Source organism: Rhizobium sp. CECT 9324, assembly GCF_918741265.1.
In the GTDB taxonomy this organism is placed as follows: domain Bacteria; phylum Pseudomonadota; class Alphaproteobacteria; order Rhizobiales; family Rhizobiaceae; genus Allorhizobium.
On the sequence record NZ_CAKKMZ010000001.1, the window covers coordinates 3,601,118 to 3,616,145 of the forward strand.

At 61.1% G+C, this 15,028-nt stretch carries 17 protein-coding genes; 8 read left to right on the plus strand and 9 right to left on the minus strand.

Annotated elements, in window-relative coordinates:
* Positions 1-8: 8 nt before the first annotated feature.
* The 3 genes from LQ231_RS17485 to odc2 all read right to left on the minus strand — a co-directional run bounded on the left by LQ231_RS17485 (position 9) and on the right by odc2 (position 2,791).
* A complete protein-coding gene (locus LQ231_RS17485) occupies positions 9-707 on the minus strand; it encodes an OmpW family protein (RefSeq protein WP_230172520.1) in 699 nt (232 codons plus the stop codon).
* Between the two features lie 273 nt (positions 708-980).
* Positions 981-1,577 (minus strand): N-acetyltransferase, encoded by a 597-nt coding sequence (locus tag LQ231_RS17490; protein WP_230172523.1) that lies wholly within the window; start codon positions 1,575-1,577, stop codon positions 981-983.
* 80 nt (positions 1,578-1,657) lie between these two features.
* Positions 1,658-2,791: an ornithine/lysine decarboxylase gene (odc2, locus tag LQ231_RS17495; RefSeq protein WP_230172525.1), complete on the minus strand. Its 1,134-nt coding sequence runs from the start codon at positions 2,789-2,791 to the stop codon at positions 1,658-1,660.
* Between the two features lie 560 nt (positions 2,792-3,351).
* On the opposite strand from odc2, the gene LQ231_RS17500 reads away from it, so the two are divergent.
* The 3 genes from LQ231_RS17500 (at position 3,352) to LQ231_RS17510 (ending at position 6,116) form a co-directional block, all read left to right on the plus strand.
* Entirely contained in the window at positions 3,352-4,245 is an 894-nt protein-coding gene (locus tag LQ231_RS17500; RefSeq protein WP_113142204.1) for a LysR family transcriptional regulator, read from the plus strand.
* 105 nt (positions 4,246-4,350) lie between these two features.
* The gene (locus LQ231_RS17505) at positions 4,351-4,995 is read left to right on the plus strand and encodes a DUF1007 family protein (protein WP_230172527.1); all 645 of its coding nucleotides are present in this window, start codon (positions 4,351-4,353) and stop codon (positions 4,993-4,995) included.
* Entirely contained in the window at positions 4,989-6,116 is a 1,128-nt protein-coding gene (locus LQ231_RS17510; RefSeq protein WP_230172528.1) for a nickel/cobalt transporter, read from the plus strand. The genes LQ231_RS17505 and LQ231_RS17510 overlap by 7 nt, the downstream gene beginning before the upstream one ends.
* Positions 6,117-6,118: 2 nt before the next feature.
* On the opposite strand, the gene LQ231_RS17515 is transcribed toward LQ231_RS17510, so the two are convergent.
* From LQ231_RS17515 to LQ231_RS17530, 4 genes are all read right to left on the minus strand, one after another.
* Positions 6,119-6,340: a hypothetical protein gene (locus tag LQ231_RS17515; RefSeq protein WP_113142206.1), complete on the minus strand. Its 222-nt coding sequence runs from the start codon at positions 6,338-6,340 to the stop codon at positions 6,119-6,121.
* Positions 6,337-7,032 carry a GNAT family protein gene (locus tag LQ231_RS17520; protein WP_230172531.1) on the minus strand — a complete coding sequence of 232 codons (696 nt, stop codon included), beginning with the start codon at positions 7,030-7,032 and terminating at the stop codon, positions 6,337-6,339. The genes LQ231_RS17515 and LQ231_RS17520 overlap by 4 nt, the downstream gene beginning before the upstream one ends.
* Before the next feature lie 89 nt (positions 7,033-7,121).
* Entirely contained in the window at positions 7,122-7,820 is a 699-nt protein-coding gene (locus LQ231_RS17525; protein WP_113142208.1) for a tellurite resistance TerB family protein, read from the minus strand.
* Positions 7,821-7,934: 114 nt separating this feature from the next.
* Positions 7,935-8,573: a 2-dehydro-3-deoxy-phosphogluconate aldolase gene (locus LQ231_RS17530; RefSeq protein WP_230172533.1), complete on the minus strand. Its 639-nt coding sequence runs from the start codon at positions 8,571-8,573 to the stop codon at positions 7,935-7,937.
* Between the two features lie 156 nt (positions 8,574-8,729).
* Between LQ231_RS17530 and LQ231_RS17535 the strand changes: the two genes are divergently transcribed.
* From LQ231_RS17535 to LQ231_RS17555, 5 genes are all read left to right on the plus strand, one after another.
* Positions 8,730-9,218 (plus strand): CYTH domain-containing protein, encoded by a 489-nt coding sequence (locus tag LQ231_RS17535; RefSeq protein WP_113142210.1) that lies wholly within the window; start codon positions 8,730-8,732, stop codon positions 9,216-9,218.
* Entirely contained in the window at positions 9,202-10,113 is a 912-nt protein-coding gene (locus LQ231_RS17540; protein WP_230172535.1) for a CHAD domain-containing protein, read from the plus strand. The genes LQ231_RS17535 and LQ231_RS17540 overlap by 17 nt, the downstream gene beginning before the upstream one ends.
* 45 nt (positions 10,114-10,158) lie before the next feature.
* A complete protein-coding gene (locus tag LQ231_RS17545) occupies positions 10,159-10,857 on the plus strand; it encodes a YafY family protein (RefSeq protein ID WP_113142212.1) in 699 nt (232 codons plus the stop codon).
* Between the two features lie 73 nt (positions 10,858-10,930).
* Positions 10,931-11,296, plus strand: coding sequence for a VOC family protein (locus LQ231_RS17550; RefSeq protein WP_007608153.1), 366 nt, complete (start codon positions 10,931-10,933; stop codon positions 11,294-11,296).
* A gap of 127 nt (positions 11,297-11,423) precedes the next feature.
* Complete coding sequence (locus LQ231_RS17555) at positions 11,424-12,368, plus strand: rhodanese-related sulfurtransferase (RefSeq protein WP_113142213.1); 945 nt, start codon at positions 11,424-11,426, stop codon at positions 12,366-12,368.
* 57 nt (positions 12,369-12,425) lie between these two features.
* Here LQ231_RS17555 and LQ231_RS17560 read toward each other — a convergent pair whose 3' ends face one another.
* Together LQ231_RS17560 and LQ231_RS17565 are read right to left on the minus strand one after the other, a co-directional pair.
* Positions 12,426-12,764 (minus strand): hypothetical protein, encoded by a 339-nt coding sequence (locus LQ231_RS17560; RefSeq protein WP_113142214.1) that lies wholly within the window; start codon positions 12,762-12,764, stop codon positions 12,426-12,428.
* Between the two features lie 52 nt (positions 12,765-12,816).
* Complete coding sequence (locus LQ231_RS17565) at positions 12,817-14,988, minus strand: EAL domain-containing protein (protein WP_230172537.1); 2,172 nt, start codon at positions 14,986-14,988, stop codon at positions 12,817-12,819.
* Positions 14,989-15,028: the final 40 nt, after the last annotated feature.

Consider the following 15,028-nt stretch of genomic DNA (forward strand, 5'->3'; position numbering starts at 1 on the left):
CTGAAATATTAGAAACGGTAGGTCACACCGGCGCCGATCAGCCAAGGATCGAGCTTGGCTTTACCCGTATAGGTAGTGCCGCCGATTGTCGTCTCAAAATCTGGCCGGAGGAACAGCTTTTTGGCGTCGAAATTCAGACCCCAATGATCGTTCAGCATGTAGTCGAAACCGACCTGCAAGGCGGTGCCGAACGTATCCTTGACGTCGAGATCGGAAGCCGCTGCACCGGACTGATTGTAGAAGACGGTGTAGTTGATGCCGGCGCCAACATAGGGCTTGAATGCGCCGAAGTCAGTGAAGTGATATTGCATGGTGAGCGTCGGCGGCAGCACCCATGTCTTGCCGATCTTGCCGAGACCGGCGATGGCATCGTCGCCGTAGACATTGGCGGAGGTCGTGCCGAGGATCAGTTCGGCAGCGAAATTGTCGGTGAAATAGTAGCTGATATCGAGCTCCGGAATGATCGTGTCGCTGTACGAGAGACCCGAGCCACTGATCTGGTCGACCGAACCGCTGTCATTGGTAAGGACGCCCAGACCGCGAACACGGACCTGCCATGGGCTCAGCGCCGCAAACGCTTCTCCCTGCACTTCAGGCGCCGGTTCCTGCAGCGGTGCGAGATCTGCCGCCATCGCAGCAGAACCGAGCAGCAGAAGGATGGCAGTGGTGGCGAGCACAGTTTTACGTGCGGTCCGATCGATCGTCATGGGTCTCTCCTTGATCAACAAAATGGCTAAGCCAAATGCAGGTAATGGCGGATCAAGGGGCGATGGGTTGAGCTGTATCAATAAGTTAGCAGCACCGAATGCACCGGAGGGATCCTGGCCGCGACTGTGGCGCATTTGCGACAGCCAGCCTTGACGATCTTCAAAGCGGAGCCGAGCCGCACTTCCGTCGGACATGCAAGACAGAGTGAAGGCGCAAAAAAGCCCGGCGCGCAACATTGGCGCACCGGGCTATCAGGAATAGATCGGCTGGCTTCAGGCGGCCTTGAGGCTCATGGTCGGGTGCGACAACGTCCGGCCCGACGCGACCACCATGCCGGCAGCGCCCTCAAGCCATCCGGCAACGAGTTCGGTCGCCAGAAAACGCTCGCGCGCAAACGGGCCCGGCATCACCAGGTGCCGGGTCTTCTCGGCAAAGAAGCCGAAACGCTCGTAGTACGACGCATCACCGACGAGCAGCACCGCGCCGTGGCCGCGCTTGCGGGCCTCCAGCAGGCCAGCCCGCATCAGTGCTGCGCCGATCCCCTTGCCCTCATGAGCGGGATCGACCGCGAGCGGGCCGAGAAGCAGTGCTTCGACGGCCTGACCGTCGCGGCTGACACCCGCCTCGATGTTCCAGAGCCGTACGGTGCCGATCACATGGCCGTCACGATCCCGCGCGACCAGCGCCAGGCCCTCGGCCGGCAGGCGACCGCGGCGGATCTTTTCCGACGACTTCGTGCGGCGATCGGCACCCATGGCCAGATCGAGCAGGTTTTCGCGCGCCACCACATCGGCAGGCGTTTCATTTTCAATGACGAAAGCAGGTGCCTGCGCAAAAAAAGCGCGCACACTTGTCAGAACAGCGGCCATGCTGGCCTCCCGAACCAAGAAGATGACTGGAAATTGTGTATTTGCCGCGCCGGTTTGCCGGCGCGGACTTCGCAAACGTCTTAGATGACGTAGGACTTCAGCGGCTCGAACCCGTTGAACGCCACCGCCGAATAGGTGGTGGTGTAGGCGCCCGTACCTTCGATCAGAACATCGTCGCCGATCGAAAGCGAGATCGGCAGCGGATACATGTTCTTCTCATACATCACGTCGGCGCTGTCGCAGGTCGGCCCGGCCAGAACGCAGGGCTCCATCTCGTCGGCGTCATGCGCGGTGCGGATCGGGTAGCGGATCGCTTCGTCCATGGTTTCGGCCAGACCGCCGAACTTGCCGATGTCGAGGAACACCCAACGATGCTCGTCATTGTCCGACTTCTTCGAGATCAGAACGACTTCCGCCTTGATCACGCCGGCATTGCCGACCATGCCGCGGCCCGGTTCGATGATGGTCTGCGGGATGTTGTTGCCGAAGTGCTTCTTCAACGACGCGCTGATCGCCTGGCCATAAGCTTCTGCCGACGGGATGTCGCGCAGGTACTTGGTCGGGAAACCGCCACCCATATTGACCATCTTCAGCACGATGCCCTGCTTGGCCAGTGAGTTGAACACGCGCTTGGCATCGGCAAGAGCGCCGTCCCAGGCATCGACCTTGGTCATCTGCGAGCCGACATGGAAGGACACGCCGAAGCTTTCGAGGCCCAGCTGATGGGCATAGACCAGAACATCGACGGCCATCTGCGGCACGCAACCGAACTTGCGCGACAGCGGCCATTCGGCGCCTTCGCCATCGGTCAGCACGCGGCAGAACACACGGGCGCCAGGGGCTGCTCGCGACAGCTTTTCGACTTCCTCGTGGCTGTCGACCGCGTAAAGCTTGACGCCGAGCGCGAAAGCACGCGCAATGTCGCGCTCCTTCTTGATCGTGTTGCCGAAGGAGATCCGGTCAGCCGATGCACCGGCATCGAGCGCCATCTGGATTTCGGCAACCGAAGCGCAGTCGAAGTTCGAGCCAAGCGAGGCGAGCAGCGACAGGATTTCCGGCGACGGATTTGCCTTGACGGCATAATAGATCGCGCTGTCCGGCAGGGCATGACGGAAGGCACCGAAATTATCGCGCACGACGTCGAGATCAACCACGAGGCAGGGACCTTCGGGACGTCGGGTGTTGATGAAGTCGAGGATGCGGGCAGTGGTCATCGTTGTATTCCCTACAGTTCCAAGCTTCGGATAAATCCGAAGGACAAAGGGCATACGAGAATACACGACGGCATCAGTCGGTGGAGACACCGATACCGTGCATACGCTCGACGCGCGAATTGTGAATCAACGCTCCGCCAAGAACATTGATCCGGCTTTGTCTGCCATGGATTGGAGGGTGGCCCCTACCGCACTTCCGGCAATGATGGTGTGCCTCTTCAGAATCCCCGGCTGATGGAAAGCCGGGAGAGAACAAAAAGGCCCGCACCGTCGTTGCTTCGTATGTCCTCGCATTTTCCGGTTGGCCGGAATAGCGACTGGAGGGGTTAATTCCAGGTACCTTACCGATGACCTCACCTTAGGGATGAATCCCATTTCGAGGGTCGGCGGACACACACGGGCACGTGCGACTTTGGGCTGAACGGGAGATAAGAAACCCGGACGTCATAATCAAGCGTTTTTTCACCCCACGGCTGATTTTTGCTCAAATCAGCGATATTCATTGAACAATTCCCTCCGCGCGTTCACAATCCGATGAAATTTAGGGGGATTTTGGCTTCATGGACACGCTTACGCGCATTCGCGCCTTCATTGACGTGGTCGAGGCGGAAGGTTTTTCCGCGGCAGCGCGCAAGACCGGCAGATCCAAGGCCTTGCTGTCCAAATACGTTCGCGAACTCGAGGACGAACTCGGCGCGCTGCTGCTGAACCGCACCACACGGCAGTTCTCGATGACCGAGGCCGGCCATACCTACTATCGCACCGCTGCCGATATCCTCAAGGAAATCGACAACTTGGCGGATCTTGTGCGCGAAAATAACGCCGATCTGAAGGGCAAGTTGAAAATCACCCTGCCGCGAACCTTCATCGATGCGGAGGTCGGCCAGTCGCTGATCGATTTTGCCACCGAAAACCCGGATCTCTCGCTGGAGATCGTCGCGGAAGACCGATTCGTCGATTTGATCGAAGAGGGATTCGATCTCGGCATCCGAATCACCAAACTCGATGATTCGGCGATGATTGCGCGCAAACTCTCGGATTTCCGCGTCTATGCATGTGCCACTCCTGCATTTATCGAGAAGAATGGTCCTCTGGTCCACCCGTCGGAACTGTCGCGCGTCCGTTTTCTGATCGATACAAACAGCCGATCGCACAACAGCCTGCGCTTTATCGATACCGATGGCAGCGCGCTGACGGTGAATGTCAGTGGTCCGCTGGAGGTCAACAGTCCGCAGGCAACGCTGAGGGCCGCGCGCGCCGGCCTGGGCGTGGCGATGATTCCGGACTTCATCGCCCGTCCGTATATCGCCTCGGGCGAACTCGTATCGTTGTTCGACGACTTCATTGCCAAGGACCGCGGCATCTATGCCGTCTATCCGCACCGCCGCTATCTGCCGGCGAAAGTCCGCGCTTTCGTCGACTATCTGCATGCGTGGTTCAAACGCAACGCCTGATCGGATCCAGTTTGAATACGGCGGCCACGTGACAGTCCCACTTCCGTCCCAATCTTCAGACAGAAAACGCGATGCAAAGCGGGCGTAAAAAAGGGTATGTATGCAATGAGGAAACGGCTCGGATTATGGACCGGCTTGCTGGCGCTGGCGTCGGCGGCCCCTGCCCTGTCGCATCCGCATGTCTTTGCCGAGGCACGACTGGAAATCATCGCCAACGATGATGGGACGGTCAAGGAACTGCGCAATGTCTGGCGCTTCGATGATGTCTTCTCATCCAGCGTGCTGATGGATTTCGACACCAACAGCGACCTGAAGCTCGACCACGGCGAACTGACCGCAATCGCCAACACGATCCGCGACTCGCTGGCCGACTATGGCTATTTCACCTTTATCAGCAAGGACGGTGCTGCCAGCCCGGTGTCCAAGCCGGAGGTGTTCAATGTCGACTTCAAGGAGAACCAGCTTCTCGTGTTTTTTGTTGCCAAGCCCGCGCAGCCTTTGAAGATCGGTGGCAAGATGAGCTTCGGTGTCCATGATCCGACGCTGTATACCGCGATCGATTTCGCCAAGGACGAGGATATCCTTGTCGAAGGCAAGGGCTTTGCCAACTGCCGGCACAAGGTCATACGTCCGGATGCGGACGAGGTGCTGGCGCAGAACCAGAACACCCTGACGGAAGCCTTTTTCAACGATCCGGCGGGCACCGACATGGCCAAGCTGTTTGCCACGCGGATGGAAGTGACATGCTGAGCAGGGTCGACGCAAAACGCCTGACAGCCTTCGCGCTGCTTGCAACCGCGCTGGTGCTGGCGGCCGGTCTTGCGCAGGCGGCGTCGCCTCTCGGTGTGGGAACTGCCGAACCCTCGTTCCAGCCAAGCGGTCCCTTCGCCGGCTGGCTCGTCTGGATCAACACCCATCAGCAGGCATTCTACCGCGCGCTGACCGGATCGTTGAAGGCGATGCGCGACGATCCATGGCAATTGACCGGCCTTGTCGGCCTGTCCTTCGCCTATGGCATTTTCCATGCCGCCGGTCCCGGCCATGGCAAGGCGGTGATCTCGTCCTATCTGCTCGCCAACGAAGTGGAATTGCGCCGCGGCATCGCGATCTCGTTCGCCTCGGCCTTCCTCCAGGCGGCCGTCGCGATCGCCGTCGTGGCGCTCGCCTATCTCGCTTTGCGCGGCACGGCGATCAGCATGACCGACGCCACCCAGGCGCTGGAAATCGGCAGCTATGTGATGATCATCCTGTTCGGCAGTTGGCTGCTGGTCCGCAAGGTGATGACCATGCTGCGACAAGCAAGCCCCCTGTCGGCAAGCGTCAGCGCCAGTCTCTTCGACAATCCTGCATCCGTGGCCGGCATCGGCGGGAGCGTCACGGCAAGCCTCTTTGCGTCATCGGCTGTCGGGACGCCGGCTGCCGCAAGCAGCCCATCGCGTTTCCAGGCCCAGGCGATCGCCCACGACCATGACGCGCTCGCCCCCGGTTCCGTCTGCACCGAATGCGGCATGGCCCATGTTCCCGATCCGAAAATGCTGTCGGGCCAGCGCTTCGACCTGCGCGCGGCATGGGCCGCCATCATCGCCGTCGGCCTGCGCCCCTGTTCGGGTGCCCTGCTGGTCATGACTTTCGCGTTGTTGAACGGGCTTTATCTCGGCGGCGTTCTATCCGTGCTCGCCATGGCGCTCGGCACCGCGATCACCGTGTCTATCCTCGCAAGCCTGGCGGTTGGCGCAAAGGCGATGGCGATCCGGCTCTCCGGCCCGCAATCGGCCAAGGCGCACTATATATCCGCCGCCATCGAGATTGGCGGCGCGCTCGTTGTCATCCTATTGGGGGCCATACTCTTGGCCGCGGCCGTGCAGCCGTAGCCTCAGTCCTTGGTCGGATGGCTGCGCTGGTAGCGGGCGCGCAGCCACAGCACCAGGAAGAAGGACATGATGCCGACTGTACCGACAACCGCGGCCAGCGCCGGCGAATAATTGCCGATCCACAGCACGATGCTCGGCAAGCCGAGCAGAACCGCTCCGAAACCAAGCAACACCAGGCCTGCCGCGATGGCGGTCGAGCGATCGTTATTTCTGGCCTCGCTCATGCCGGCACTCCCTGGCTCATCTCGTTGCGAATTTCCTCGAGCCGGCGGATCTGCTGGCCGGCATCGTCAAAGTTCTCCGGCGCAAGCCAAGCCTCGAATCCAGCCTTCACCAGCGGCCATTCACCATCGATGATCGAGTACCAGGCGGTATCCCGATTCTGCCCTTTCGACAGCATGTGCTGGCGGAAGATTCCCTCGAAGCTGAACCCGTAGCGCACAGCCGTCGTCTTGCTCGGCTGGTTGTCGTTGTTGCATTTCCACTCGTAGCGACGATAGCCGAGATCGTCGAAAACATGCCGCGCCATCAGATAATGCGCTTCGGTGGCAATCGGCGTGCGGCTCATCGCCGGGCCATGCGCCACACCGCCGACTTCGACCACGCCATTCACCGGATCGGCGCGCATGTAATTTGCCATGCCGACGATCTCGCCGCTGTTCTTGTCACGAAAAACATGTGTCACCCAGCCGCCCTTGGTCTGGACGCCGGTCAGCCAGGCATCGAAATCCTCGATGCCGGCGAAATTAGGCTGGGTGAAATAGGTGAGCAGCGGATTGATCGCCATGCCGCCCAGCCCGTCCCACAGCGCCTTCAGGTGCTGCGCCCGATCATAGGGCTCAAGCGTGACGAAGCGGCCCTCAAGCCGGACACCCTGGGGTGCCGGGCACCCCTTGAACGTGGAAAGATCGCGCATGCTCGCCTCTCATTGGTCGATCGCCAACGCTTAGGCCAGCCGCCCGCCAAAGGCAACCGGCCAGCATGTTGCGTTCACCGCTGGAGCGGTCAGGCCTCGACCTTGGCCGCCGAAACGGTGGCCTCGATGTGATCGACCAGTGCATCGGCCAGGCCGAGACGACCGGCCAGCATGTCGAGATAGCCGCGCTCGGCCCGTGTGTCCGGGTCTATCGCCAGGCGCGACGCCGTATAAAGTTCGACCTTCTGCTCCTCGGTGCGCGCAGCGGCAACCATGGCATCCAGATCGGTCGGATTGGCAAGCTCGGACTGGATGAAGGCTTCGGCCTCGGCGCCGATACCCGACAGATGCACCTTGTCCATGATCCGGCTGCGTTCGCTCTCGTCGATATGACCGTCTGCCTTGGCGGCAGCGATCATCGCGCGTACCAGTGCAAGGGCGAAATCCTCGCTCTGGATGGCGGCATCCGGGCTGAACGGCGAGTCGGAAGGCGGCGGCAGAAGCTCCGGAAGCGACTGTGTCGGCTCCGGCGTCTGCCCGGCCTGGTAATTCTTGTAGGCCTGGTAGCCGAGGCCCGCGATCACCGCGAGACCACCGAGCTTGACCGCACTGCCGGCCAGGTTGCGGCCGGTCTTTGAGCCAAGCAGCACGGCTGCGATCGCACCAGTGGCCAGCGGATTGGACTTGGCAAGCCCGACGACATCGCCAGCGCCTTTCCGCACGCTTCCATTGGTTCCGGGTATCTGCGAACCCAGAAATTGATCCAGCAGCTTCTTTGCATCAAACATGGCGGTCTCCTTTGGCCGTCTATCGAGACCGGTAGATAAGAAGCCGACAGCTAAATTACAAAGACGGATCAAAGAAATTCGCCGGACCTCGCGGCCCGGCAAAGCGTAGAAGGCTCAAGCCGTCAGCGCGAAAGCCTCGGCGGCAAGCTTGGTGATGCCGGCCCAATCGCCCGCGGCAACCAGTTCCTTCGGGGCCACCCAGGAACCGCCAACGCAGACGACGTTCGGCAGCGACAGATAGTCCTTGGCATTCTTCAGCGAAATACCGCCGGTCGGGCAAAACAGCGTGCCGGCGAGCGGCGACGACAGGGACTTGAGGTAGGCAGCACCGCCTGCCTGCTCGGCCGGGAAGAATTTGAGAACCTGATAGCCCTCTTCGCGCAGCGCCATGACTTCCGACGCCGTGGCCGCACCCGGCAGCAACGGGATCTCGGATGCGCGGGCGGCATCCAGCAGTTCCTGCGTCGTGCCGGGGCTGACGATGAACTGCGAACCGGCAGCGACCGCTGCTTCGAAATGTTTCGCATTGAGGATCGTGCCGGCACCGACGACGGCACCCTCGACTTCGGCTGCCACGCGCCGGACGGCTTCCAGCGCTGCATCGGTGCGCAGGGTGATTTCGATCGCCTTCAGGCCACCGGCAACCAGCGCTCTGGCAAGCGGCACGGCTGTGTCCACATCGTCGATGATCAGCACCGGCACGACCGGCTGAAGCTTCAGGGTGGAGAGCAGTTTTGCGGTTTTATCGCCCATGATCGGAGGCCTCTTAAAACGATTAGATTTCCTGTTTCAGTACCGCGCAGGCGCCTCGATGTCGAGACAAATGCGCGCGCGCACGCTTTACCGGTTGCCAAGCTCTCGTCTTGCGCTAGGTTACGCCCGTCGGCGTCTTTTCGGAGCATGAGTACCATGGCGAAGGAAATAGAACGCAAGTTCCTGGTTCGAAATGACAGTTGGCGCCAGAACGTCACCTCTCAGACCAGCCTGCGTCAAGCCTATCTTTCTGTCGATACGGATCGCTCCGTGCGGGTCCGCACCAGCAACAACCATTCCGCCAAGCTGACGATCAAGTTCGGCAGCGGCACGATCACCCGCGACGAATTCGAATATCCGATCCCCTATGACGATGCGCTGGAAATGATCGGCTTTGCCGAAGGCAACATCATCGAAAAGACCCGCTATACCGTCGACTATCACGGCTTCACCTGGGAGATCGACGTCTTCGAGGGTGCCTATCGCGGCCTGGTGATTGCCGAGGTCGAGATGCAGTCGGAAACCGACCAGCCGCGCCAGCCGGAGTGGATTGGCCGCGAAGTGACCGGCGACCGGCGCTATTCGAACCAGGCTTTGGCCACCGAACGGCTCGTGCCGGAGCGTGTGCATGCCATATCGCATTAGACCTGACGGCGATTTCGCATCCGAGGTCCGACAGGTCGCCACCGCGCAATTGCAGCGCGCCATCACCAGCCTCGAACATCAGCCCGACGGCCTGCATGAAGCAATCCACGATGCGCGCAAGAAGTTCAAGCGCCTGCGCAACCTGTTGCGACTGGTTGCGATCGAGGACAAGCAAACCCGCAAAACCGAAAACGCTCGGCTGCGCGACACCGCGCGTTCGCTGTCGACCGTACGCGATGCAACAGCCCTGATCGAAAGCATGGCCTATTTGGCCGGCCATGCCCTGAACAGCGACGAGAAAGCGACGGTCGCCCTCGCCCATCAGGCGCTGACGGAACGCCGCGACAGGCTGGCCTCGGAAGAAGGCGACCTGACGGACAAGGTGTCCGCTGCGATCGTGCAATGTCGCGCATCCGTCACCGCATTCTCCAGCCTCGAACTGCCGTCCAAGCCCCGCCCGACCGCAAGATTGTTGGCCAAGGGCTGGAAGAAGGCGCTTGCCAAGGGCCACGTGGCGCTGGCGACATGCCGCGAGGAAGGCCATGGCGAAGCCTTTCACGATCTGCGCAAGGCCGTCCAGGGCTACTGGATGAACCTCCTGCTGCTCCGCGAGCTCTGGCCCTCGGCATTTGCCGCAAAGCGCCATCTTGCAAAGGAACTGGTCGATATCCTCGGCCACGAACACGATCTGACCCTGCTGATCGAACAGCTCGACCACCATCCCGATCTTGTCGGGAGCGGCGAAGCATTCGCGCATCTGCTCGCCATGATCATCCGCCAGCAACAGGAACTGCGCCGGCTGGGCCTTGACCGGGCGAAGAAAGTCTTTGCCGAAGCACCCGCCCAGGAAGCCGCCATCGTCGCGGCACTCTGGCTCGAAGCAACCACCAGCTGAAACATTGCTGCCATCTCCTGGCAGCATCGGCTATAGAATGCGCCCATGAGCCGTTCCGAACGCCTTCTCCAACTGCTGCAAGTCCTGCGCCGCCATCGCCTTCCGGTCAGCGGCGGCACACTGGCTGCTGAACTCGCCATATCGCTGCGCACGTTATACCGCGACATTGCCACCTTGCAGGCACAAGGTGCAGACATCGAGGGGGAAGCGGGCATCGGTTACGTCCTGAAGCCAACCTATATGCTGCCGCCACTGATGTTCACCCGCGACGAGATCGAAGCACTGATGTTGGGCTTCAACTTCGTCGCCCAGCGCACCGATGACAGCTTTGCCACAGCGGCTCGCGATGCCCTCGCCAAGATCAATGCCGTTCTGCCGGACGATCTGAGAGGTAGTCTCGGCGAAACCAGCCTGCTGGCCGGGCCGGGAATCCCACTGCCCGTAAACAGGGTTGCAATCGGTCTCCTGCGTCAGGCACTTCGCCAGGAATATCCGCTCGACATCACCTACCGCGATCTGTCCGGCCAGACCTCGCGCCGCACCGTCTGGCCGTTCGCCCTCAGCTATTTCGACGGTGCCCGCGTGCTGATGACGTGGTGCACCCTGCGCCATGACTTTCGCAATTTTCGTAGCGAACGCATCGAGACGGCCGATCTGGGCGCCGGCCGCTACCCCAAGCGCCGCGCCGCGCTGCTGAAGGAATGGCGCCAGCGCAACAACATTCCGAACCGGTTGATATTATAGCCGAAAACGATGCTGACATTTTTTGGCATCATCCAATCGTATCCTGTGCCCAGTCAAGCAACAGGAGATGACCATGACCCCGACAATGACCATTCTTTACGTCGACAACACCCGCATCAGCGCCAGCTTCTATCAGCAGCTGTTCGACCACACACCGGTCGAAGTCTCTGACACGTTTGGTCTTTTTGTCCTGCCGTCGGGCCTCGTGCTCGGCCTGTGGTCGCGCCATACGGTGGAGCCGGCGACCAGCATCACCGGCGGCGGCTGCGAATTGGCAATCCGAACCACAGACCCGACGCAGGTCGATGCGACATTCGCTACCTGGCAGAACCTCGGCGTGACCGTGCTGCAGCCACCGATCAATGCCGAATTCGGCCGCACCTTTGCGATTGCCGATCCCGACGGTCACCGCATCCGCGTCTTCAATCCACCGGCCTGAGCAGCTGAAATGTTTGGACCCTGCCGGTCATCGGACCGCACCGCCCGCCCAATTGACGATTTTCAAACTTCGGGCCGATTGCGAAAATCCGTTGCACAGCAGGGCTCAAGAAGGTATTTCGCCTGCCATGACAGACAATCTCCAAGCCCCTCGCCACGAAGAAGGCGGCGCGTTTTGCGTGGCCGCACTGTATCATTTTGCCCAGTTCGGCCGGTTCGAGACATTTCGCGAACCGCTGGAGACCCTGTGCAAGGCGGAAGGCATCAAGGGCACTTTGCTGCTCGCCCATGAAGGCATCAACGGCACGATCGCCGGCACCGATGGCGGCATCGCCACGGTCCTGGCGTTCCTGCGCGCCCAGCCGGAATTTGCCCGCCTGGAGCACAAGGAAAGCCGCGCGTCAAAAATGCCCTTCGTGCGCATGAAGGTGAAGCTGAAGAAAGAGATCGTCACCATGGGCGTCGAGAACATCGACCCCAACCAGATCGTCGGCACCTATGTCGATGCAAAGGACTGGAACGATCTGATCTCCGATCCGGACACGATCGTCATCGACACCCGCAATGACTACGAGACGGCGATCGGCATCTTTCGCGGCGCCATGGACCCGAACACCAAGACATTCCGCGAGTTTCCCGACTGGGTGCGCAACAATCCCGGCCTGCACAACAAGCCGAAGATCGCCATGTATTGCACCGGTGGCATCCGCTGCGAGAAGGCGACAGCCTTCATGAAGCAGGAAGGCTTCGAAGACGTTTATCACCTCAAGGGCGGCATCCTGAAATATCTCGAGGAAGTGCCGGAGGAAAACAGCCTCTGGGACGGTGCCTGCTTCGTCTTCGACGAGCGCGTGTCGGTGACCCATGGCTTGAAGGAAGGCGAGCACAAACTCTGCCACGCCTGCCGCAATCCGATCACCGCCGAAGAGATGACCTCTGCCCATTATGAGGAGGGCGTCTCCTGCAGCCAGTGCTACGACAGCCGCACCGAGGCTGACCGCGACCGCTTCCGCCAGCGCCAGTTGCAGATCAATCTGGCGAAGAAGCGCGGCGAAAGACATATCGGCGAGTGACCGACCGCGGAGCGACGCCCGACGCCATCAAGCGCCAGGCGCGAACCGACCGCTCAGTCAGCCCGCCTTGTGCTGCGCCTTCACATTGTCGATCTCGTACATCAGCGCCTTGAACGCGATGACCGCCTTGTCGTCCGACAGCTTGCGGTCCGGCACCAGGCCCTCGAGCGTATCGATCACCAGCCGCAAGGCATCCTCGACCCGGCCGAGTTGCTTGCCGTAGCTTGCAACGCCGCTGAGGATATCCTTTTCAACCGCGGGATTGGTCGATGGCCCAAGGTCGATGCTGAAATTGAACAAGCCGACCTGTCCACCCTGGCTCGGGCTGAACACCCAGGTCCAGGGATTGATCGTTTGGGTGACATCACCCGAAAGCGGAAGCTGCAGACGTCCCATGCCAATTCCTCCGACAACCAAAGAGGGAAGAGTGACAGGAATGGGATGAAACTCAACCCAGATTGCGCCTTTCGGCGTGTGCGTAGAATACCTGCTCGGCAGCGCGGGCGCGTGGCTCCATTGATTTGTGCCGCAGGATTTCGATTTCGTCTGCGCTGCACGGCCTGCCAAACAGATAGCCCTGCAGCTCGTCGCAGCCCGCAAGCCGTAACATGACCGCCTGCTGTTCCGTCTCCACGCCTTCGGCCGTCACCGGAATATCCAGCGAACGGGCAAGCGCCACGGTTGCCTGCAGCGTCTCGACGGCGCGGTGGCCCTCCTCCAGCGCCAGAACCATCGACCGGTCGATCTTCATCCGGTCGAAGCCGAACTGCCTGAGATAGCCGACGCTGGAAAAGCCGGCGCCGAAGTCGTCAAGCGCAATACGCACGCCGATCTGCCGCAGCCGTTCCAGTGCCGCGCGCGCCCGTTCGGGACTTTGGATGAAATAGCTTTCGGTCATTTCCAGCACGGTCCGCGACGGCTCGATGCCGGTCTCCATGAAAACCGCCTGGACACGCGCGACGAACGCCGGATCACGGAACTGGCCCGGCGACACATTGACCGACAGCCGCAGGTCCGGCCAGCTGCGCAATTGTTCCAGCGCCTGGCGCAGCACGGACATGCCGAGCTGGTCGATCAGGCCGCTGGCTTCGGCAATCGGGATGAACACATCGGGCGACACCGGCCCATGTCCGCGCCGATGCCAGCGCGCCAGCGCCTCGACGCTCACCAGGGCGAAGTGCTGGGAACTGACGACCGGCTGGTAGACAACGGTAATTTCGCCCCGCTGAATGGCTTCCCTCAGATCTAGCTCCAGCTGGTTGCGGCTTTCCCGCTCCTCGTCCATCGCCGGGTCATAGACCGTCCAGCGGCCGCGGCCGCCTTCCTTGGACGAATACATCGCCATGTCGGCGCGCCGAATGATCTCTTCGCCATCGACGCTGCCGGCCGGTGAAACGCTGAGTCCGATGCTGCAACCGATCACCACAACCCGCTCGCCGACCGCAAGCGGTTCACCGAAGAACTGCAGGATTGCCTCGCTGAGCGCGATCGCACGCGCCTCGACATCGATGCCGGACAGCGCAATGGCGAACTCATCGCCGCCGACGCGGGCGAGCACGGCGTCATCGCCGACCAGCATTTCGAGGCCGGCCGAAACGCCGCGGATAAGCCGGTCGCCGGTGCCGTGCCCATAAGCGTCGTTGACCTCTTTGAAACCATCGAGGTCGAGATAGAGCAGCACAACATCCTCGCCGCTGCCCTTGGCATCCTCAACACTCTGCGCCAATGCCGAGAACAGGCCCTCGCGGTTGGCAAGCCCGCTTAATCTGTCTGTCCGTGAGAGCTTGATTGCCGCCGCCTCGTCACCGCGCAACCGCCGCACCTCCTTGGCGCCGACAACAAACAGCATCACGCAGTAAAATCCGATCAGGACCACGGCGCTGGTGACGAGCGAGCGCACCTGCGCGCGGCTCATATCGCCCGGCGCACGCAGATCCCAGCCGAGCGCACCCAGGACCGCTTGCGTCGGTGACAGAATGTCCACCCGATGCGAAATCGCCGGATCGGCCTCGCTCAGCTTCAGACCCGGCAAAACATAGGCCTGGCCAATCCGCTCCACGGTATCGGTCTTCAGATGCCGCATGAAGATGAGATAGGCCCGTTGGTCCGCGTCGACAGTCACATCGCCGGATTTCAGCCGGATCAGCGCGACGCCGGCTGCCCCGATGCCTTTGGCGGTCTTGGTAAATCCAAGCGCCTGCGGCATCTCGCCATCAGGAATCGACTGAACCTTTGCCAGCAATCCCGAAACGTCCGCTGTCAGATAGTCGTTCAGGGAGCCATCGATCGGCGCACCGTCGGAATATGCCATGCTGGCGACACCTTGAGCATCGAGCAATATCGCCACGTCGAACAGGTCGCTTTCAAAGGTCATGTCGCCGAAGTTACGGACGACCCAGTCGGCATCGCGCCGCACATAGATGTAGTCGGCGGCATCGTCCCAGGCTGCGTAGTCGTTCAGTGTCGCCCCGAGCTGATGCTTGAACGTTTCAATCGCGCCGACAAGCGTCTCGCGGGACCGTTCCTCATCGAGGTGGTTGGCATAACTGGCGACGCGATCGAGTGCGGTGAGAACAATGCTGGTCACGATGACAGCCAGTGCTGCAAAGACAATCAGCATGAATGTCACCGCAAAGCGGCGATCCAGCTGGGCACGCAAC

Bases quoted from the DNA above. Each gene is read 5' to 3' on its own strand.
- LQ231_RS17560 (WP_113142214.1), bottom strand. From the start codon at position 12,764: ATGGGACGTCTGCAGCTTCCGCTTTCGGGTGATGTCACCCAAACGATC.
- LQ231_RS17505 (WP_230172527.1), top strand. From the start codon at position 4,351: ATGAGGAAACGGCTCGGATTATGGACCGGCTTGCTGGCGCTGGCGTCG.
- LQ231_RS17520 (WP_230172531.1), bottom strand. From the start codon at position 7,032: ATGCGCGATCTTTCCACGTTCAAGGGGTGCCCGGCACCCCAGGGTGTC.
- LQ231_RS17525 (WP_113142208.1), bottom strand. From the start codon at position 7,820: ATGTTTGATGCAAAGAAGCTGCTGGATCAATTTCTGGGTTCGCAGATA.
- LQ231_RS17545 (WP_113142212.1), top strand. From the start codon at position 10,159: ATGAGCCGTTCCGAACGCCTTCTCCAACTGCTGCAAGTCCTGCGCCGC.
- LQ231_RS17555 (WP_113142213.1), top strand. From the start codon at position 11,424: ATGACAGACAATCTCCAAGCCCCTCGCCACGAAGAAGGCGGCGCGTTT.
- LQ231_RS17550 (WP_007608153.1), top strand. From the start codon at position 10,931: ATGACCCCGACAATGACCATTCTTTACGTCGACAACACCCGCATCAGC.
- LQ231_RS17500 (WP_113142204.1), top strand. From the start codon at position 3,352: ATGGACACGCTTACGCGCATTCGCGCCTTCATTGACGTGGTCGAGGCG.
- LQ231_RS17535 (WP_113142210.1), top strand. From the start codon at position 8,730: ATGGCGAAGGAAATAGAACGCAAGTTCCTGGTTCGAAATGACAGTTGG.
- LQ231_RS17490 (WP_230172523.1), bottom strand. From the start codon at position 1,577: ATGGCCGCTGTTCTGACAAGTGTGCGCGCTTTTTTTGCGCAGGCACCT.
- LQ231_RS17515 (WP_113142206.1), bottom strand. From the start codon at position 6,340: ATGAGCGAGGCCAGAAATAACGATCGCTCGACCGCCATCGCGGCAGGC.
- LQ231_RS17510 (WP_230172528.1), top strand. From the start codon at position 4,989: ATGCTGAGCAGGGTCGACGCAAAACGCCTGACAGCCTTCGCGCTGCTT.
- LQ231_RS17530 (WP_230172533.1), bottom strand. From the start codon at position 8,573: ATGGGCGATAAAACCGCAAAACTGCTCTCCACCCTGAAGCTTCAGCCG.
- LQ231_RS17540 (WP_230172535.1), top strand. From the start codon at position 9,202: ATGCCATATCGCATTAGACCTGACGGCGATTTCGCATCCGAGGTCCGA.
- odc2 (WP_230172525.1), bottom strand. From the start codon at position 2,791: ATGACCACTGCCCGCATCCTCGACTTCATCAACACCCGACGTCCCGAA.
- LQ231_RS17485 (WP_230172520.1), bottom strand. From the start codon at position 707: ATGACGATCGATCGGACCGCACGTAAAACTGTGCTCGCCACCACTGCC.
- LQ231_RS17565 (WP_230172537.1), bottom strand. From the start codon at position 14,988: ATGCTGATTGTCTTTGCAGCACTGGCTGTCATCGTGACCAGCATTGTT.